Raw genomic sequence first — 19,896 nt, 5'->3', positions numbered from 1 at the left:
GCATCAGTAACGCCGGTAACACCAACGGCGTAACATTGCGGTAACACATCCAATTGACTTCCCGAGTTCTCCTCACGACTATAGGCGTCCCGCTGCCGCCAACCCGGCACTACAGGGCGCAATCCAGGCTTTTCAAGCACGACACAAGACCGTGCGCCTGAGTAAATGAAGAATCACGCGCGTTACTCGCAGTAGTTTTCCAAGCGCCTGAATGAGGATTTTTTTCATGCCAGCTATCACCTTGACCACATTGCAGAGCCTCAAGCAAAAGGGTGAAAAAATCACCATGCTGACCTGCTACGACGCCACCTTCGCCCACGCTTGCAATGAGGCGGGCGTTGAAGTGTTACTGGTGGGCGACTCCCTTGGCATGGTGCTGCAAGGACACGACAGCACCCTGCCGGTGACCACCGCCGAAATGGCTTACCACGTCGCAGCGGTCAAGCGTGGCAACACCGACGCCTTGATCCTCGCTGACCTGCCGTTCATGGCTTACGCCACCATCGAGCAAACGATGACCAACAGTGCCCAATTGATGCAGGCCGGTGCACACATGGTCAAGGTCGAAGGCGCGCTGTGGCTGGCCGACTCGATTCGTCTGCTGGCCGAACGCGGTATCCCGGTGTGTGCGCACATGGGGCTGACACCGCAGTCAGTGAACATTCTGGGCGGCTATAAAGTTCAGGGCCGCAATGAAAACCAGGCCCGGCAGATGCGCGCCGACGCGATTGCCCTGGAGCAGGCCGGCGCGGCGATGCTGCTGCTCGAATGCGTACCGAGCGAACTGGCCCACGAAATCACCCAAGCGGTGAAGATTCCGGTGATCGGCATCGGTGCCGGCAATGCCACCGACGGTCAGGTGCTGGTCCTGCACGACATGCTCGGCCTGTCCCTCACCGGCCGCGCACCGAAGTTCGTGAAGAACTTCATGGCCGGCCAAGACAGCATTCACGCCGCCCTGAGCGCTTACGTCAGCGAAGTCAAAGCCGCGACCTTCCCGGGCGCCGAACACGGATTCTCTGCATGAACACTGTCAAGACCGTACGAGAACTGCGTGCCGCTGTAGCCCGCGCCCGCGGCGAAGGCAAACGTATCGGCTTCGTGCCAACCATGGGCAACCTGCACAGCGGCCACGTAGCGCTGGTTACCAAGGCTGCCCAACGGGTGGATTTTGTGGTCGCTAGTATTTTCGTCAACCCGCTGCAATTTGGCGCAGGCGAAGACCTCGACAAATATCCGCGAACCCTGGCCGCCGACCAGGAGAAACTGCTGCAAGCCGGTTGCCACCTTCTGTTCGCGCCAACAGTCGAGGAAATGTACCCGGACGGCATGGCGGGCCAGACCCGCGTCAGCGTTCCGCAGCTTTCTGAAGGCCTGTGTGGCGCCAGCCGCCCCGGGCATTTCGAAGGTGTGGCGACGGTGGTCAGCAAGTTGTTCAACATGGTCCAGCCGGACCTGGCGATTTTCGGCCAGAAAGACTTCCAGCAACTGGCGGTGATTCGTGCACTGGTGCATGACCTGAACATGCCAATCCAGATCATTGGCGAGCCCACCGTGAGAGCCGCCGACGGTCTGGCACTGTCCTCGCGCAATGGTTTCCTCAACGAAGAACAGCGGACTGTCGCGCCAGTGGTGTATCGCACGCTGAGCGAAATCGCCGAGGCCATCAAACAGGGCGAACGGGATTTCCCGGCACTCCTGGCGCGGCAGATCGAGCAGCTCAAAGCCGCCGGTTTGCGTCCTGACTATCTGGACATTCGCCATGCGCTGACCCTGCGCCCAGCAACCGCGGATGACCGTGACCTGGTGATCCTGGTGGCCGCTTTCCTGGGCACGACCCGGTTGATCGACAACCTGCACCTGAATCTCGACGCCCCCGCATAAACGCCACAAGACAAATGTGGAAGCGGGCCGGGCCCGCCTCCACAGTGGACCAGTGTTGTTTTTGTAGATTGCAGTCGGTTTCTCACGTCGTATTGCCGGCCTCAAAGGCTTCGGGCAAACTGCCGCGGTTCGGATCAGCCCAAGGAAACATTCATGCACGCCATCATGCTCAAGGCCAAGCTGCATCGCGCCGAAGTTACCCACGCAGTGCTCGACTATGAAGGCTCTTGCGCCATCGACGGCGAATGGCTGGACCTGTCTGGAATCCGTGAGTACGAACAGATCCAGATCTACAACGTCGACAACGGCGAACGCTTTACCACTTACGCCATCCGTGGCGAAGAAGGCTCGCGCATGATCTCGGTCAACGGTGCCGCCGCGCACAAGGCCAAGGTCGGTGATCGAGTGATCATCTGCGCTTACGCTCATTACAGCGAAGCCGAGCTGCTCAATTTCAAACCGCGCATGCTCTACATGGCCCCCGGCAACGAGCTGAGCCACACCAGCAATGCCATCCCGGTTCAGGTTGCCTGAGCCCTCCCCCGTACTCTGTGCACTGAAAACCCGCCTGCCTGGCTACCTCTGTGCCGGTACAAAATAGTACCGGCCACAGGTCAGACAAAGCCAAGACAGATCACACCGCGAGGTTTACTGTAATCGCCCTGCGCTATTTAATCGTTTACTCGCAGTTCGACCGGAGGGTGTCTGTCATCAAACAGGACATTCCGGGTTTTTCAGTGTCCTAAAGGCAGTCCAAGTAAAAAGGAAACCCGCAGCGATGGCGTACTACCGCACTCCTCATGACGTTACCGCTCTGCCAGCCTGGCAGGCGCTGAATGATCACCGCCAAGCCATGCAGGATTTCAGCATGCGCGAAGCGTTCAATGCCGACCCGCAGCGCTTTACCCAGTTCACACTGAGCAGCTGCGGGCTGTTTCTTGATTACTCGAAAAACCTGATCAACACCGAAACCCGCAATCTGCTGGTGGGCCTGGCGAACGAAGTCGGCTTGCAGGACGCGATCAAGGCGTTGTTCAACGGCGAAATCGTCAATGCCTCTGAAGGCCGCCCGGCGCTGCATACTGCCCTGCGCCGCCCGGTGGGCGACAAGCTGTCGGTCAATGGCGTCAACGTCATGCCTGACGTGCACAAAGTGCTGAACCAGATCACCGAGCTGGTCGGGCGCATTCACGACGGCCTGTGGCGTGGTTACACCGAGAAGCCGATCACTGACGTGGTGAACATCGGCATCGGTGGTTCGTTCCTCGGCCCTGAACTGGTTTCCGAAGCGCTGCTGTCCTACGCCCAGAAAGGCGTGCGCTGCCATTACCTGGCGAATATCGACGGCAGCGAGTTCCATGAATTGTCGGCAAAGATTCGTGCCGAAACCACACTGTTCATCGTTTCCTCGAAATCCTTCAACACCCTCGAAACCCTGAAAAACGCCCAGGCAGCACGCGCCTGGTACCTTGCTCAGGGCGGCTCCGAAGCCGAACTGTATCGCCACTTCATCGCCGTTTCGAGCAACAACGCAGCGGCCGTGGCCTTCGGTATTCGCGAAGAGAACATCTTCCCGATGTGGGACTGGGTGGGCGGGCGTTACTCGCTATGGTCGGCCATCGGTTTGCCGATTGCCCTGGCCATCGGCATGTCGAACTTCAAGGAACTGCTGTCCGGCGCCTATACCATGGACCAGCACTTCCAGAGCGCACCGTTCGAACAGAACATGCCAGTGCTGCTGGCATTGCTGGGTGTCTGGTATGGCAACTTCTGGGGCGCGCAAAGCCACGCGATCCTGCCGTACGACCACTACCTGCGCAACATCACCAAGCACTTGCAGCAACTGGACATGGAGTCCAACGGCAAAAGCGTGCGCCAGGACGGAACATCAGTGTCCACCGATACTGGCCCGGTCATCTGGGGCGGCGTCGGTTGCAATGGTCAGCACGCCTATCACCAGTTGCTGCACCAAGGCACCCAGCTGATTCCGGCAGACTTCATTGTGCCGATCGTCAGCTTCAACCCGGTCGCCGACCACCACCAGTGGCTGTACGCCAACTGCCTGTCGCAAAGCCAGGCGCTGATGCTCGGCAAGACCCGCACCGAAGCGGAAGTCGAGCTGCGTGAAAAAGGCATGCCCGAAGACCAGGTGCAAAAACTTGCGCCGCACAAGGTGATCCCGGGCAACCGTCCGAGCAACACCCTGGTGGTCGAACGCATCAGCCCGCGTCGCCTGGGCGCGCTGGTCGCGATGTACGAACACAAGGTTTTCGTGCAGAGCGTGATCTGGGGCATCAATGCCTTCGACCAATGGGGCGTGGAGCTGGGCAAAGAGCTGGGCAAAGGCGTCTACAGCCGCTTGGTCGGCAGCGAAGAAACCCCGGCCGAAGACGCTTCGACCCAAGGCCTGATCAACTACTTCCGTGGTCGTCACCGCGGGTGATACGCTGAGGGGGCGGTTTTCCCGCCCCTGCAGCTTGCAGCATTCGACAGTTCCTACGGCACCGGGTTTACCGCAAAATCGGTGGCGTGCCCGACCACTGTAGGAGCTGCCGAAGGCTGCGATCTTTTGACGTTGAAAATCAAATGATCGCAGCCTTCGGCAGCTCCTACGAGGGTCGCGTAGCTCCCCTCTTGTTGCAATACAAGAATAAGGAACCGTCATGTTCGATATCAGCACGTTCCCCAAAGCCGATGCCGTCCGCCGGGCTGCACAACTGAGTCAGGACGACTACCAGCGCCTGTATCGCCAATCCATCGAGCAACCCGAGCTCTTCTGGGCCGAACAGGCCAAGCGCTTTCTCGACTGGTCGACACCCTGGAAAAACGTTCAACACTCGGATATCAAAACTGGCACCGCACAGTGGTTTGCCGGTGGTCAGCTCAACGTCAGCTACAACTGCATCGACCGTCACCTCGCCCAGCGCAGCGAGCAGACGGCGATCATCTGGGAAGGCGACGACCCGGCCGACTCGCTGCACATCACCTACCAGAAACTTCATCACTGCGTCTGCCGCCTGGCCAACGTGCTGAAAAACCGTGGCGTGAAAAAAGGCGACCGGGTGTGCATCTACATGCCAATGATCCCTGAAGCCGCCTACGCGATGCTCGCCTGCGCACGCATTGGCGCCGTGCACTCGGTGGTCTTTGGCGGGTTTTCCCCCGATTCCCTGCGCGACCGGATCCTCGACGCGGACTGCCGCACCGTGATTACCGCCGATGAAGGGGTACGCGGCGGTAAATATGTACCGCTCAAGCAGAATGTCGACAAAGCCCTGCAAAGTTGCCCCGCCGTCAGCACCGTCGTAGTGGTCGAACACACTCAAGGCGAGGTCAATTGGGTCGAGGGCCGCGACCTCTGGTATCACCAGGCACTGCGCGACGTCAGCGACGACTGCCCGCCAGAACCAATGGACGCCGAAGACCCGCTATTCATCCTTTACACCTCCGGCAGCACCGGTAAACCCAAAGGCGTGCTGCACACCACCGGCGGCTATCTGCTGCAAGCGGCGATGACCTTCAAGTACGTGTTCGATTACCGCGACGGCGAAGTGTTCTGGTGCACCGCCGACGTCGGCTGGGTCACCGGTCACAGCTACATCGTCTACGGACCGCTGGCCAACGGCGCGACCACACTGATCTTCGAAGGCGTGCCGAGCTACCCGAACAGTTCGCGGTTCTGGCAGGTCATCGACAAGCATCAGGTGAACATCTTCTACACCGCACCGACCGCCCTGCGGGCCTTGATGCGCGAAGGCCTGGAACCCTTGAAAGACAGCTCGCGCAGCAGTCTGCGACTGTTGGGCAGCGTGGGTGAGCCGATCAACCCCGAAGCTTGGGACTGGTATTTCAACGCGGTCGGCGAGCAGCGCTGCCCGATCGTCGACACCTGGTGGCAGACCGAAACCGGCGGCATCATGCTCAGCCCGCTGGTTAGCGCACAACGGATCAAACCCGGCTGCGCGACCCAGCCGATGTTCGGCGTACAACCGGTGTTGCTCGACGAGCAAGGCAAGGAAATAAGCGGCACCGGCAGCGGCGTGCTCGCCATAAAATCAAGCTGGCCAGGGCAAATCCGCAGTATTTACGGCGACCCTCAACGCATGGTCGATACTTATTTCAAACCTTATCCCGGCTACTACTTCACCGGTGACGGCGCGCGACGCGATGAAGAGGGTGATTACTGGATCACCGGGCGCATCGATGATGTGATCAACGTCTCTGGACACCGCATCGGCACCGCCGAAGTCGAAAGCGCGCTGGTGCTGCATGACAGCATCGCCGAGGCCGCAGTGGTCGGTTACCCCCACGACCTCAAGGGTCAGGGCATCTACGCCTTCGTCACCCCAATGAACGGCATCGAGCCTGGCGACGCGTTGAAGAAAGAGCTGCTGGCCCACGTCAGCAAGGAAATCGGCAGTTTCGCCAAACCCGATCTGATTCAATGGGCGCCGGCCTTGCCGAAAACCCGTTCGGGCAAGATCATGCGACGCATCCTGCGCAAGATTGCCTGCAATGAGCTCGACAGTCTCGGCGACACCTCGACCCTGGCCGATCCCGGCGTGGTCGCCGGGCTGATCGACAAGCGTTTGAACCCATGAGCCAATGATCTGATCACCCAGGCGCGGCCGCTGGCCGCGCACTTTTTTAATGCCGTAGCCACCGAGTTGTCATGGAATTCATCCGTAGCCGTATCGAAACCCAGATCATGAGCCTGTCCGGCCTTTCGCTGGGCAAGCTCGACCTGGAAAACCCCAAGGGCGATCCCGGGCTTTTCGGCCCCGACTCGGTGAGCTGGCAAGTGCACGGCGACTTCAGCAGCATGCTCATCGGCGGTATCAGCGCCCTGATGCTGCAAGCCCTGCACCCGCTGGCACTGGCCGGGGTCTGGGACCATTCGAACTTCCGTGAAGACATGCTCGGTAGACTGCGCCGCACCGGGCAATTCATCTCTGGTACCACCTTCGGCTCGCGCCAGGACGCTGACTGGCTGATCGAGAAAGTACGCACCATTCACCTGCAAGTGGTCGGCACCGCACCCGATGGCCGCCCTTACGCCGCCAGCGATCCGGACCTGCTAACCTGGGTGCATGTGGCCGAAGTCAGCAACTTCCTCGCCGCCCATTTGCGCTACCGCAACCCGAATCTTTCGCCTGCCGATCAGGACCGCTACTACAGCGAAATTGCCTTGGTCGCCGAGCGACTGGGCGCCCGCGATGTGCCGCGCTCACGGCGGGAAATCAGCGAATACCTTGAGCGAATTCGCCCACAACTGCTGTGCGATGAACGCAGCCGCGAAGTGCTGCGGTTGCTACTGAATGCTCCGTCACCCAGTCGCCTGGCCAGACCCTTCGGCGGTCTGATGATGCAAGCGGGCATCGACCTGCTGCCCGACTGGGCCAGCGACATGCTGGGTGTCAGCCAGAACCCGTTGCAACGCAAACTGATTCGCGCCAGCGTCAATCGTAGTGCACCGATGCTGCGCTGGGCGGTGCGCAATGGTTCGATACAGCGGGCCAAACGGCGGATGGGCCTGCCGAGCTGACAAAAGCTTGCCCGCGAAGGGAGCACCTCGGTTTGGCGCCAAGCTGTTAAACTCTCGCGCCAAATTCCCCAGCAAGGCGCGTCCATGTCTTCCTTGAATCAGGCGCTGCGCGCCGCCCTCGAGCATCGCCAAGACTTGCTCGCCGAGCTGCACTCGCAAGGTACCGACTGCTATCGGCTGTTCCATGGCAGCCAGGAAGGGGCCGGCGGCCTGACCATCGACCGTTACGGCCCGCAACTGCTGGTCCAAAGCTTTCACCAGTCGCTGGAACGCGATGACTTGCTCGCGTTGCACGCGACCGTCGACCAGCATCTCAACCTGGACACCCTGCTGGTCTACAACGACCGCTCGCGGGGTAACTCGCGCATTGATCGCGAAGACACGGTTTACCGCGCAGAAGAGGCCGCGCTGGCAGACATGGTCGGCCACGAATGGGGCCTGAACTACCGGGTCCGTGGCCGCCACGCCGGGCAGGATCCTCTGCTGTTTCTCGACCTGCGCAACGCCCGCGGCTGGGTCAAGGACCACAGTGCCGGCAAAAGCGTACTGAACCTGTTCGCCTACACCTGCGGCGTCGGCCTTGGCGCGGCGGCCGGCGGGGCACGCGAGGTGTGCAATCTGGATTTCGCCGAGGGCAACCTGGCCGTCGGCCGTGAGAACGGTCTGCTCAACCCGCAACTGCCCACCATGCAGTTCGTGCAATCCGATTACTTCCCGGCCATCCGCCAACTCGCCGGCCTGCCGATCAGTCAGCGCCGCGGGCAGAAACTGCCCAGTTATCCGCGCCTGGAACAGTGTCAATACGACCTGGTCCTGCTCGATCCGCCAGCCTGGGCCAAGAGCGCATTCGGCACCGTCGATCTGCTGCGCGACTATCAGAGCCTGCTCAAACCGGCGCTGTTGACCACCGCCGAGAATGGCGTGCTGATCTGCTGCAACAACCTGGCAAAAGTCAGCATGGACGACTGGCGTGAGCAGGTGCTGCGCTGCGCAGAAAAAGCCGGGCGTCCGGTGCGTGACTGGAAAGTGCTGACACCTGGCAGCGACTTCCCGTCGATGGATCAGCAGCCGCCGCTGAAAACCCTGATCCTGCAACTCTGAGATCGCACAGAAAAATCTGAACAATCCTGATCAAGGTCATTACTTCGGAACCAGAATCGCGTGCCATACTCCAACGCACTCCCGATTCTGATAGTTGAAGCCGAACATGCCCAAAGGATTGAATCGCGCCATCGGCGCCTTGTTGATTGCCGTCGCCCTTTACAGCGTGTTGGGGTTTCTGATTTTACCGGGCATCGCCTTGCGGGTTGCCAATCAACAATTGGCCAACTTCGCGACGGTGCCGGCGCACATTCAACGAATCGAATTCAATCCTTTCAGTCTTGAACTGACCGTGTGGGGCCTGAACATCGGCGAGCCGGGCAAGGAACAGATCGCCTTCGAGCGCCTGTACGCCAACCTGCAAATCGATAGCCTCTGGACCCGCGCACTGCACCTGGTCGATGTGCAGCTGGACAAGCCGAAAACCGAGATCCTGTTCAACAAGGACGGCAGCCTGAACCTTACGCAACTGTTCAAGTTGCCGGCCAGCGAACCGACACCCGCTGACCCGAATGCCAAACCCTTCCCGCTGCGCATCGACCACATCAACCTGGCCGGTGGTTATGTGCACTTCCAGGATCTGCGCCCGAGCGAACCGATCGAATTCCTGTACGACAAGCTCGATCTGGAGCTGAACAATCTCAGTACTCTGCCCGACGACAACGCCGCCATGACCCTGGTCGCGGCCGGCCCTGCGGGTGGGCGAATCGACTGGACCGGCCACATCAGCCTGGCGCCCTTCAGCTCCGAAGGCACACTGAAAGTCACCGATGGCCAGATGAAGTCCTGGTGGCCTTACGTGCATGACGCGTTACCGCTGGTGCTCGAAGACGGAACCCTGAATCTAAGCACCGATTACAAGCTTAACCTGGACAAGGGAACCGAACTGCTGCTGAACAATGCCTCGGTGAGCGTTGCACCGTTCGCCATCAAGGCCCCGGATGGCCGGCCACTGGTGCGCCTCGAACGTCTGGACGTCAGCGAAACCACGGTCGATCTGGCCAAGCAACAAGTGATCGTCGGCAAGATACGCAGCCAGAAACTCGAAACCTGGGCCGCCCGCGAAGCCGATGGCCAACTCGACTGGCAGAAACTCTTCGCCAGCCAACCGGCCAAACCCGCCACAAAACCCGAGTCCACCAAGGCCCCGGCTGCCGCAGACTCGCCGCAACCAAAACCCGACCCCGCTGCGCCGAGCAAACCCTGGCAAGTACTGCTCAAGGATGTCGAGTTGCGCAACTATCAAGTGCACCTGGCCGACCGTCAGGCGCAACCGGCAGTGGCACTGGAGCTCGGCCCGCTGAACGTCGACGTGAAGAATTTCGATAGCCTCAATGGCTCGCCGTTCACCCTCAAAGTCGATACCGGCCTGGGCAAGCAGGGCAAGATTCTCGTCGATGGCGAAGTCAACCTGGCTCCGATCAGTGCCAAACTCAAGGTCCAGACCAAAGACATCGACCTGCGTGTCGCACAGGCCTATATCAACCCGTTCATTCGTCTGGAGCTGCGTTCCGGGATGCTCGGGAGCGATCTGGCGGTTGACCTGAAAAGCACCGAGCCACTGGCATTCAGCGTCACGGGCAGGGCCCAGGTCGATCAATTGCACACCCTTGACACCCTGAAAACCCGCGACTTTCTCAAGTGGCAGCAAGTGGTGGTCGAAGGCCTGAACTACCAACACGGCGATAGCCTGTCGATCGACAAGATCAACCTGCAACAGCCGTATGTGCGCTTCATGATCAACGATGACCACACCACCAACATCAATGACCTGCTGATTCCGCAACCGGCCGACAGCGGCAGCAAAACCGCCGCCGCAAAACCTGCCGCAAGCAAAGACAAACCGCTGGGCATCCACATCGGCGCGATTGCCATCAACGACGGCTCGGCGAACTTCGCCGACTTCAGCCTGACCCCGAACTTCGCCACCGCCATTCAACAGCTCAACGGCCAGATCGGCACCATCGACAGCCGCCAGATCAAACCCGCCGCCGTTGACATCAAGGGCAAGGTCGATCGCTACGCTCCGGTGACCATCAAGGGCAGCGTCACCCCGTTCAACCCGATGGCTGCGCTGGATATCGCCACCAGTTTCAAACGGGTCGAACTGACCACCCTGACGCCCTACTCCGGCAAGTTTGCCGGTTACCGGATCCGCAAGGGCCGACTCAATCTCGACCTGCACTACCAAATCACCATGGGCCAGTTGAAAGCCGAAAACAAAGTGGTCGTTGAACAACTGCAATTGGGCGAAAAAGTCGACAGCCCGGACGCCGTGAGTTTGCCGCTAAAACTGGCCATTGCGCTGCTCAAGGACTCCGATGGCAAAATCTCCATCGAGTTGCCGATTACCGGTGACCTGAACAACCCGCAGTTCAGCGTGATGCCGATCATCTGGCAAACCCTGCGCAACCTGATCGTGCGCGCGGCCGAGGCGCCCTTCAAGTTCATTGGCGGGCTGATCAACGGCAGTGGGGCCGAGGATCTGGGTAGCGTGTCGTTCGCACCCGGTTCAAGTGAGCTGAGCAAGAACGCCGAGTCGGCGCTCGATACCCTGGCCAAAGCGCTCAAGGCACGTCCTGCCCTGCGCCTGGAAATCGAAGGCACCGCCGCCGAAAAGAGCGATGGTGCCTTGATTGCCGAACAGCGACTGGAACGTGAGTACCAGTACAACTACTACAAAATGCTCCAGCGTCGCGGCGACAAAGTCCCTGCGCAAGCCTCGTTGCTGGAAGTTCCAGACAGTGAAAAAGGCGCGTTGCTCGAAGCCATCTACCGCACGCGCCTGAAAACCCAGCCACCGGCCGAATGGACGCCGCTGGGCAAAGCCGAGCGCACCGCCAAACTGCGCGAAAGCGTGATCAAGTTCTGGGCTTCAGACAACGTGCTGCTGCGCAAACTGGGTCAGGACCGCGCCAGCAGCATCAAGGACTACCTGGTCGACAAAGCCCAACTGGCCGATGACCGTGTGTATTTCATCGACGCTAACCTGGGTGAGGCCGAAAGCGATGGTCGGGTCGTCACGCCCCTGCACCTGGACGCGGAGTAAGCATGAATAACCGATTGCTGATCAGCCTGGCACTGGCGTTCTTCGCCAGCCAGGTACAGGCCCAGACCGATACCTTGCGCTGCGGCAGTCAGTTGATCAGCGTCGGCGATCGCGCCGGTGAAGTACTGCAAAAATGTGGTGAGCCGGTTGCGCGTGATGCATTGGGCTACAAACGCAGCGCCAATCGCCGGGAAGAAGTCCCGGTTGAAGAGTGGACCTACGGCCCGAACAGCGGCATGTACCAATACCTGCGCTTTGAAGGCAACCGCCTGGTTCAGATCACCAGCAAACGCGGCAACTGACACAACTGATTGGAAAGGATCGCAGCCTGCGGCAGCTCCTACTGATCATGAGTTCGGCGTAGGAGCTGCCGAAGGCTCGGGCCGCGTTCGGACGATCTTTTGCGACTCCCGGTTCAGGCGAGAAGCCTTGAGTCTTACTGGGTCATCAGGCCATCAGCCGAAACGGCTTTGACGCCTTTGATTTTCTTGGTGATGGTCACTGCTGTGTCCTTTTGAGTCTTGGTAAGGGCTACAGTCGACGACAGCGAGACTACGCCCTTGTTGGTTTCGACTTTGATGTCGGTGCCAGGAATACCTTTCTCGGTGACCAGATCGCTTTTCACTTTAGTGGTGATCCAGGTATCGGAAGTAGCGTCCTCGGCCTTGGTCATTTCACCGGCAGCTACCACCATCGGCGACTGTGTGGTTTGAGTGGTCTGCGCAAATGCAGCGTTGGCCATGGTCAGGGTCAGAGCGGTTGCAGTGGCGGCAGCGATAGCGAACTTCTTCATACGAGTCACTCCTGTTCTTCCAAAAAGTCTGCTGCATGCCTTCTCAGCAGGGTTACGAGAGATATTGCAGAGGCTGTGCCAATTTCAATTCGCCAAATAATCACTTATAAATCAAAAAGTTATTAAAAATACAAGAAACCGTAATCATGCAAAATGCATGACCTGGCGATTCTCTACATGCAAGTTGCGGTTTTTATCGCAGGCCTAAGGCCATAAATTTTCGGGAGTTTCCCCGCTCAGCATCCGGTCGCCCATCAGCCAAAAAAAACCCCGCCCTCCAGGGCGGGGTATTCATCTGCAACCCTCGTCAATCAAACGCCAGGGCAGCCAGTGGGCGCGTAGTCTTTCAAGGCCGTGGTCGCACAAGACCAAGAGCCAGTCTGAATGCGAGTCAGCGTAATGACCTTACCCTGTATAATCGAAGGGGCATTAATCAGGGTGCAGGTAATGGTCCCGGCTCCACTGGCGACAGTACCCGTTACGCCCAGCGTGCAGTTCGAGGTTGTAGCCCCCGCAGGCGAAACAGTGCCGATCACCGGGTTCGTAGTACCTGTATTCATAATATCTTCGTAAGCCACTTTGAGCGCCGATACTTCCTCGACCCCGGCGGTGACCTTGGCCCGTGCCTGGTATTTGCTATAAGCCGGCAACGCAAACGTCGCCAGAATCCCGATGATCGCCACCACGATCAACAGCTCGATCAGGGTAAAACCTTTTTGATTATTCATAGACAGGCTCCATGCATGAGTCGGAATCTCATGATCAAAACCAGCTACAGCATCGATCATGCCAAGCCGCTCGGACCCTGCTGACGGGGCGCGGCACCACGGCTGCGCCCTTTCCTATCGCCTTGATCCGCACTATCTGACACTTATTGTCACCTCAACGCCGCTGGTTTCACGCCGTCCCTTGACTAGGCTATAAGTCATGAACTGTCTGCGCCTGGAATCCCCATGAATGACATCGCCCTCAGCGGTCTGGCCAAGCAATTGGTGCTGGCCGAACTGCTCACTGACCAAAGCGCGCAACAAGCGGATCAGCAAGCCCACCGCAATCGCGTTTCCCTGGTCAGCTATCTGGTACAAAACAAACTGGTGAACAGCCGCCAGGTCGCGGAAATCGCCTCTGAGCATTTTGGCGTCGCCTTCCTCGACCTCAACTGTCTCGACCAAGACTCCCAGCCCACGGATCTGGTCAGCGAAAAGCTGATTCGCCAGCACCATGCCTTGCCGCTCTGGCGGCGCGGTAACAAACTGTTCGTGGGCATTTCCGACCCGAGCAATCACCAGGCGATCAACGATATCCAGTTCAGCACCGGGCTCACCACCGAAGCGATCCTGGTCGAAGACGACAAGCTCAGCGACGCCATCGACAAATTCTTCGACACCCACAGCTCGGGCATGGAAGACATGGCTGAGGTCGACCTCGAAGGTCTGGACACCGACGCCGTCGACGAGCAGCACCAGAACGCTGTCATCGGCCAGGATTTAGACGATGCCCCGGTGGTGCGCTTCGTCAACAAGATGTTGCTGAACGCGATCAAAGGGGGCTCCTCGGACTTGCATTTCGAACCCTACGAAAAAACCTATCGGGTGCGGATACGTACCGATGGCATACTGCGCGAAGTCGCCAAACCGCCGATTCAACTGGCCAATCGCATCGCCGCACGCCTGAAAGTGATGGCTAGCCTGGACATCTCGGAACGTCGCAAACCCCAGGACGGGCGGCTCAAGATGCCCCTGCCGGAAAGCAAATCCATCGATTTTCGGGTCAACACCCTGCCAACGTTGTGGGGCGAAAAAGTCGTCATCCGGATTCTCGACCCCGCCAGCGCACAGATGGGCATCGACGCGCTGGGTTACGAGCCCGATCAAAAAGACCTGTACCTGACGGCGCTCAAGCAGCCTCAGGGACTGATTCTGGTCACCGGGCCGACGGGTTCGGGGAAAACCGTATCGCTGTACACCGGGCTGAATATCCTCAATACCGTCGACATCAATATCTCCACCGCCGAAGACCCGGTAGAGATCAACATGGAAGGCATCAACCAGGTCAACGTCAATCCAAAGCAGGGCCTGGACTTTGCTCAAGCGTTGCGTTCATTTCTGCGCCAGGACCCAGACGTGATCATGGTCGGCGAAATCCGCGACCTGGAAACCGCCGAAATTGCGATCAAGGCTGCGCAAACCGGGCACCTGGTGCTTTCCACCCTGCACACCAACAGCGCGGCTGAAACCCTGACCCGGCTGCACAACATGGGCATCCCGGGGTTCAACATCGCCACTGCCGTACACCTGATCATTGCGCAGCGCCTGGCTCGCAAGCTATGCAGCCACTGCAAAAAAGTCCTCGCGATTCCCGACGAAGCACTGATCAAGGAAGGCTTCCCGCGCGAACGCATCGGCTCCTTCACGATCTACGAACCCACTGGTTGCGATCACTGCAACAACGGTTACAAAGGGCGAGTCGGTATTTATGAAGTGGTGAAAAATACTCCGGAGCTGCAACGGCTGATCATGGCTGAAGGCAATTCTCTGGAAATCGATACGCAGATGCGCAAGGACGGCTTCAACGACCTGCGCACCTCGGGCCTGCTCAAGGCCATGCAAGGCATCACCAGCCTTGAAGAAATCAACCGGGTCACCAAGGATTGAGTCATGGCGATCAAAGCAATCAAGGTCAGCGTGTACGCCTGGGAAGGCACCGACAAGAAAGGCAGCAAAATAACCGGCGAGTTGAGCGGTCATAACCCGGCCTTGATCAAGGCGCAGCTACGCAAACAAGGCATCAACCCGGGCAAGGTGCGGAAAAAAACCACTTCACTGTTCAGTGTCGGCAAACGTATCAAGGCGCTGGACATTGCCCTCTTCACCCGGCAAATGGCGACCATGATGAAAGCCAGTGTGCCACTGCTGCAGTCGTTCGACATCATCGGCGAGGGCTTCGACAACCCGAACATGCGCAAGCTGGTGGACGAGGTGAAACAGGAAGTCGCCGCCGGCAACAGCTTCGCCACCGCGCTGCGTAAAAAGCCGCAGTACTTCGATGAGCTCTACTGCAACCTGGTCGATGCTGGCGAACAGGCCGGCGCTCTCGACACGCTGCTGGAGCGGGTTGCGACCTACAAGGAAAAAAGCGAAAACCTCAAGGCCAAAATCAAAAAAGCCATGACCTATCCGCTGGCCGTGGTCTTTGTCGCAGTCATCGTCACCGGCATTCTGCTGGTCAAAGTGATCCCACAGTTTCAGTCGGTATTTTCCGGATTTGGTGCAAAACTCCCGGCCTTCACCGTGATGGTGATCGGTCTGTCCGAGTTCATGCAGGCGTGGTGGTGGCTGTTGCTGGGCGGTCTGATCGTCGGGTTTCTGGGCTTTCGCCACGCGCTAAAACGCTCACAACCCTTCCGTGACTGGCTGGACACTCAACTGCTGAAACTTCCAATCGTCGGAGCGCTGCTCTACAAGTCGGCGGTGGCCCGTTATGCCCGCACACTGTCGACCACCTTCGCCGCTGGCGTCCCCTTGGTCGAAGCCCTGGATTCGGTGGCTGGCGCCACTGGCAATATCGTGTTCAAACGGGCGGTGTTGCGTATCAAACAAGATGTCTCCACCGGCATGCAGTTAAACTTCGCGATGCGCACCTGCGGGGTTTTCCCCAACATGGCGATTCAAATGGCCGCCATTGGCGAGGAGTCCGGCGCACTGGACGACATGCTCGACAAGGTTGCGACCCACTATGAAGCTGAAGTCGACAATATGGTCGACAACCTGACCAGCCTGATGGAACCGTTCATCATGGTGGTGCTCGGCATCATTGTCGGCGGGCTGGTGGTTGCCATGTACCTGCCCATTTTCCAACTCGGCTCAGCGATTTGAACATGCCCTTGAGTGAATTTATGGCCGCTTATCCACTGGCGTTTGTTGTCGCCGCGCTAGTGCTCGGGCTGGTGATCGGTAGCTTTCTCAACGTGGTGGTCTGGCGCCTGCCAAAAATGCTTGAGTGCGACTGGCGGCAACAAGCCCTGGATGTACTGGGTTTACCGCCCGAAGCAGCGGTCCCGACCTACAACCTGATGCTGCCGCATTCACACTGCCCGCAGTGCGCCCATCGAATCCGCGCCTGGGAAAACATTCCACTGCTCAGTTACCTGGCACTGCGCGGCCGATGCTCAAATTGCAAAGCGCCGATCAGCGTCCGCTACCCCTTGACCGAACTGGCCTGCGGCGTACTGTCGGCGTTTGTCGCCTGGCACTTCGGCTTCGGTTGGACAGCAGCGTGGGTGCTGGTCTTGAGTTGGGGGCTGCTGGCAATGTGCCTGATCGACGCCGACCACCAACTGCTGCCTGATGTGCTGGTGTTGCCGTTGTTATGGCTGGGCCTGATCGTCAACAGCTTCGGGCTTTTCGTGCCTTTGCAGGCGGCGATGTGGGGTGCGGTGACTGGCTATCTGCTGCTGTACTCGGTGTATTGGCTGTTCAAACTGATGACCGGCAAGGAAGGCATCGGTCACGGCGACTTCAAGCTCCTGGCGCTGCTCGGTGCCTGGGGCGGTTGGCAGATTCTGCCGCTGACGGTCCTGCTTTCATCGCTGGTGGGCGCCGTGGCGGGGGTGATTTTACTGCGTCTGAAAGAGGCCAAAACCTCGACGCCGATCCCTTTCGGACCGTATCTGGCAATTGCCGGCTGGATTGCCTTGCTCTGGGGTGGTCAAATAACCGGCTTCTATTGGCAGTTTGTCGGTTTCAAATGAATACCCCTGTGGAAAAACCCTGGATTCTCGGCCTGACCGGTGGCATCGGCAGCGGCAAAAGCGCGGCTGCCCGGCATTTCATCGATCTGGGTGTGCATGCCGTGGACGCCGATCATGCCGCGCGCTGGGTGGTCGAACCCGGTCGCCCGGCACTGGCACAGATTGCCGAGCACTTCGGTGTCGACGTGCTGCAAGCCGACGGCCAATTGAATCGCGCGACTCTGCGCAAGCTGATCTTCGAAGTGCCCGAAGAACGCCGCTGGCTCGAAGCATTGCTGCATCCGCTGATCGCTCAGGAAATCGCCACTCACCTGGCACGCGCACAATCACCTTATGCGATTCTGGTGTCGCCGCTGTTGATCGAGTCCGGGCAGTACGCCATGACCCAACGAGTGCTGGTGATCGATGCACCAGAACGCTTACAGATCGAACGAACCTTGCAGCGTGACCAGACCAGCGAACAGCAGGTTCAGGCGATCCTCAAGGCCCAGTCCAGCCGTCAGGACCGCATCAGCCACGCCGACGATGTGGTGGTCAACGACCGCGACCTCGCCTGGTTGCACAGCGAAGTCGAACGCCTGCATCACTTTTACCTTACTTTGCGTGGAGGCCAGTCATGAGCCAACCCCCTGTCGTCGAATGTCCAACCTGCGGCGCCCCTGTTGAATGGAGCGCGACCAGCACTTTCCGACCGTTTTGCTCGGACCGTTGCAAACTGATCGATCTGGGCGCCTGGGCCTCGGAAGAGCACAAGATTCCGGTCAGCCCGGATGCTGAAGACGATCTGTTCAGCGAAGATTTCGACCCGCGCCACTGATTCCGACCATCAGGGCCGCATGAACCCGTAGTCCTGGCCGTCATCGAGATTCTCGGCCAGAAACTGCAACTCATCGGCCAGGTCCTCGACACTGCGCACCGCCTTGCTCTGCTGCACCACCGCACTGAGCAAGGCACGCAGGCTCAACCCCTGTTCAAACCCTGCTTCATGCGCCGACTCCAGGCTGTCGCGCAACTCCTGCCTTGCCCACTCATAAACGCTCATGCCACTGCTCCTGAGGATTTTCCAGAGCATGGGATCGCAGGCCATTTGAGCATTTGATATGGATCAAGGCTTGTCGTCGTCCTTCCACGGCGCCGACAAATAACGCGTGCGGTTAAAGGTCTCCAGCCACTCGGGACAGAACACCACCAGGGCACTGATCACCATGCCGTTGATAAACGCCTCGGGGAAGAGGATCAGCCACAGGTAACCGACAAAATCCTCCAGCCATTCCGGCATCGCAAAACGCTCGTCGAACCACAACAGACCAAGCCCCACCAGCAGGCAGAGTAACGCCGAGAGCGCGGCGGCCAAAAAACCTGAGCAAAAGATATACACAAAAGGATTACGCGGTTGCGCCCGCTCCACCAGGATCGCGCAGCCTTCGGTGACCAGCACCGGCAACAGCATCAGCAACGCGCCATTGACCCCCATTGCGGCCAGATCCTGACGTCCGAGCAGCACCAGTCCCACCTGCGCCACCAATCCGCCGACAATCGCCAGCGGCCAATCGAGTAACAAGGTTACCGCTGTCATGCCAATAAAGTGATACGACACGCCGGTGTCGAAGTCCCGTCGCACCAACCAGAGGACGAACAGCGCGAACACGGTGCCAAACAGCAAATGTTGACGTCGTCTGTCGGTAAACAGCTCGACCCACGGCGCTCGTGCTACGGCCCAGATCAGCACCGGCACGTAGATCAACCAACCGACCGTGAGGGTTTCGGGTGACAGTAATGCAGCACTGATCATGAGGGTAAATCCTTCGACTCCACCGCTGACTCCTTGGCAACAGACCCCTATGCAGCAGTTTACACCGTCCCCAAGTCATGCCACTCGATGCAAAGCTTCAGCTTGTCGCATTTGGACGCTAAGCTTGAGCCATGGATGACTCAGATTATTTGCGCCTGCTGACCATCGCGGCCGAGCAAGCCAACGCGTTCCTTTCCAATGCCCGCAAATGGGAGCGTGAGCGTTGGGTTTGCCAACGCCTGCTGCAAGGCTTGAATATTCCCTACCGCGTCGACGAATTCAGCCCTGCCGGTGAGCCGCCGGACGTATTGTTTCGCGAGGCGAACTTCGAAGTGTTCTTCGTGCTCGACGAAGGTCGACGGTTGAACGACGAGTGGCGCGACGAACTGCAACGCCGGCGCAGTGCCTTCTCCCTGAGCCAACTGGTGCGCCGCGAAGCCAAGCCCAGGCGCATTCCAGCCAACGAATTCTTGCTGAGACTGGCACCGACCTTGCGCAAAAAAGCCCACAACTACAAAGAACGCGGCATGGACCTGGGCGAACTGGACATCATCGCCTTTGCCAGCCTCAAGCGCGAAGTGCTCGACCTCAACAGCCATTTCCCGCCGCCCACCGAATACCTGCGCCAGGGTTGGCGCTCGCTGTCGCTGGTGGGCCCGACCTTCGCCCGGGTGCTGTTCGCCCACCCCGAAGCGCCGGACTTTCTACGCGGCAATCTGGGACGCAGCATCCTCTTCGACGTCGGGATCAGCCTGTGAGTGCGTTGCCGGAATGACTGCCGCAGTACCAGCGCAAGGTCGTGCGCGGACATGGCGCAATCACCGCCCGAGTGATACAAAGTGCAATCATTCGCCTGGACGGTACGCTGTGCGTCGAGCCCCTGCCCGCTAGCGGCTATGCTCCGTTCAACGCGGGCCAGCTCGTCACTGGGCGCCGCGTTGTAGCTTCAACACATTTTGCAACGTCTACCTGACGAGGCCTT

General features: G+C 59.2%; 19 protein-coding genes and 1 pseudogene. 16 read left to right on the top strand and 4 right to left on the bottom strand.

The window, feature by feature from the left end; all coding sequences use genetic code 11:
• Positions 1-226 precede the first annotated feature (226 nt).
• The 9 genes from panB to BLL42_RS17965 all read left to right on the top strand — a co-directional run bounded on the left by panB (position 227) and on the right by BLL42_RS17965 (position 11,881).
• A complete protein-coding gene (panB, locus tag BLL42_RS18005; protein WP_071553285.1) occupies positions 227-1,027 on the top strand; it encodes a 3-methyl-2-oxobutanoate hydroxymethyltransferase in 801 nt (266 codons plus the stop codon).
• Positions 1,024-1,884: a pantoate--beta-alanine ligase gene (gene panC / locus BLL42_RS18000; RefSeq protein ID WP_071553284.1), complete on the top strand. Its 861-nt coding sequence runs from the start codon at positions 1,024-1,026 to the stop codon at positions 1,882-1,884. Before panB ends, panC begins: the two co-directional genes overlap by 4 nt.
• A gap of 153 nt (positions 1,885-2,037) precedes the next feature.
• Positions 2,038-2,418, top strand: coding sequence for an aspartate 1-decarboxylase (gene panD / locus BLL42_RS17995; protein WP_003228271.1), 381 nt, complete (start codon positions 2,038-2,040; stop codon positions 2,416-2,418).
• A gap of 244 nt (positions 2,419-2,662) precedes the next feature.
• Positions 2,663-4,327, top strand: coding sequence for a glucose-6-phosphate isomerase (gene pgi / locus BLL42_RS17990; protein ID WP_071553283.1), 1,665 nt, complete (start codon positions 2,663-2,665; stop codon positions 4,325-4,327).
• Positions 4,328-4,547: 220 nt separating this feature from the next.
• Positions 4,548-6,485 carry an acetate--CoA ligase gene (gene acs, locus BLL42_RS17985; protein ID WP_071553282.1) on the top strand — a complete coding sequence of 646 codons (1,938 nt, stop codon included), beginning with the start codon at positions 4,548-4,550 and terminating at the stop codon, positions 6,483-6,485.
• A gap of 71 nt (positions 6,486-6,556) precedes the next feature.
• A complete protein-coding gene (locus BLL42_RS17980) occupies positions 6,557-7,429 on the top strand; it encodes an oxygenase MpaB family protein (protein ID WP_071553281.1) in 873 nt (290 codons plus the stop codon).
• Positions 7,430-7,513: 84 nt separating this feature from the next.
• On the top strand, positions 7,514-8,530 hold the full coding sequence (locus BLL42_RS17975) for a class I SAM-dependent rRNA methyltransferase (protein WP_071553280.1): 1,017 nt from the start codon (positions 7,514-7,516) through the stop codon (positions 8,528-8,530).
• A 106-nt stretch (positions 8,531-8,636) separates the two neighbouring features.
• Positions 8,637-11,579: a DUF748 domain-containing protein gene (locus tag BLL42_RS17970; protein ID WP_071553279.1), complete on the top strand. Its 2,943-nt coding sequence runs from the start codon at positions 8,637-8,639 to the stop codon at positions 11,577-11,579.
• A gap of 2 nt (positions 11,580-11,581) precedes the next feature.
• Entirely contained in the window at positions 11,582-11,881 is a 300-nt protein-coding gene (locus tag BLL42_RS17965) for a DUF2845 domain-containing protein (RefSeq protein WP_071553278.1), read from the top strand.
• 134 nt (positions 11,882-12,015) lie between these two features.
• Here BLL42_RS17965 and BLL42_RS17960 read toward each other — a convergent pair whose 3' ends face one another.
• Positions 12,016-12,372 (bottom strand): BON domain-containing protein, encoded by a 357-nt coding sequence (locus tag BLL42_RS17960; RefSeq protein WP_071553277.1) that lies wholly within the window; start codon positions 12,370-12,372, stop codon positions 12,016-12,018.
• A 311-nt stretch (positions 12,373-12,683) separates the two neighbouring features.
• Positions 12,684-13,100: a pilin gene (locus tag BLL42_RS17955; protein WP_071553276.1), complete on the bottom strand. Its 417-nt coding sequence runs from the start codon at positions 13,098-13,100 to the stop codon at positions 12,684-12,686.
• Positions 13,101-13,325: 225 nt separating this feature from the next.
• Here BLL42_RS17955 and pilB point away from each other — a divergent pair, with 225 nt between their 5' ends.
• The 5 genes from pilB to yacG are packed head-to-tail and all read left to right on the top strand — an operon-like array spanning position 13,326 to position 17,939.
• The gene (pilB, locus tag BLL42_RS17950) at positions 13,326-15,026 is read left to right on the top strand and encodes a type IV-A pilus assembly ATPase PilB (protein WP_071553275.1); all 1,701 of its coding nucleotides are present in this window, start codon (positions 13,326-13,328) and stop codon (positions 15,024-15,026) included.
• A 3-nt stretch (positions 15,027-15,029) separates the two neighbouring features.
• On the top strand, positions 15,030-16,247 hold the full coding sequence (locus tag BLL42_RS17945) for a type II secretion system F family protein (protein WP_071553274.1): 1,218 nt from the start codon (positions 15,030-15,032) through the stop codon (positions 16,245-16,247).
• Positions 16,248-16,249: 2 nt separating this feature from the next.
• Positions 16,250-17,122, top strand: coding sequence for a prepilin peptidase (locus BLL42_RS17940; protein ID WP_071553273.1), 873 nt, complete (start codon positions 16,250-16,252; stop codon positions 17,120-17,122).
• Positions 17,119-17,742, top strand: a complete 624-nt coding sequence (coaE, locus tag BLL42_RS17935) for a dephospho-CoA kinase (protein WP_071553272.1) — start codon at positions 17,119-17,121, stop codon at positions 17,740-17,742. The genes BLL42_RS17940 and coaE overlap by 4 nt, the downstream gene beginning before the upstream one ends.
• On the top strand, positions 17,739-17,939 hold the full coding sequence (yacG, locus tag BLL42_RS17930; RefSeq protein WP_071553271.1) for a DNA gyrase inhibitor YacG: 201 nt from the start codon (positions 17,739-17,741) through the stop codon (positions 17,937-17,939). The genes coaE and yacG overlap by 4 nt, the downstream gene beginning before the upstream one ends.
• Positions 17,940-17,948: 9 nt before the next feature.
• Here yacG and BLL42_RS17925 read toward each other — a convergent pair whose 3' ends face one another.
• Together BLL42_RS17925 and BLL42_RS17920 are read right to left on the bottom strand one after the other, a co-directional pair.
• Positions 17,949-18,164, bottom strand: coding sequence for a hypothetical protein (locus BLL42_RS17925; protein WP_071553270.1), 216 nt, complete (start codon positions 18,162-18,164; stop codon positions 17,949-17,951).
• 63 nt (positions 18,165-18,227) lie between these two features.
• On the bottom strand, positions 18,228-18,914 hold the full coding sequence (locus BLL42_RS17920) for an energy-coupling factor ABC transporter permease (RefSeq protein ID WP_071553269.1): 687 nt from the start codon (positions 18,912-18,914) through the stop codon (positions 18,228-18,230).
• 131 nt (positions 18,915-19,045) lie between these two features.
• Between BLL42_RS17920 and BLL42_RS17915 the strand changes: the two genes are divergently transcribed.
• Together BLL42_RS17915 and BLL42_RS30510 are read left to right on the top strand one after the other, a co-directional pair.
• Positions 19,046-19,672, top strand: coding sequence for a DUF1780 domain-containing protein (locus tag BLL42_RS17915; RefSeq protein ID WP_071553268.1), 627 nt, complete (start codon positions 19,046-19,048; stop codon positions 19,670-19,672).
• Between the two features lie 35 nt (positions 19,673-19,707).
• A pseudogene (locus tag BLL42_RS30510) lies at positions 19,708-19,887 on the top strand (hypothetical protein); the annotation flags it as partial.
• Positions 19,888-19,896: the final 9 nt, after the last annotated feature.

The sequence above is a fragment of the Pseudomonas frederiksbergensis genome (genome assembly GCF_001874645.1).
In the GTDB taxonomy this organism is placed as follows: domain Bacteria; phylum Pseudomonadota; class Gammaproteobacteria; order Pseudomonadales; family Pseudomonadaceae; genus Aquipseudomonas; species Aquipseudomonas frederiksbergensis_B.
The sequence above is the reverse complement of the archived record's forward strand: the minus strand, read 5'-3'. Positions and strand labels throughout refer to the sequence as shown.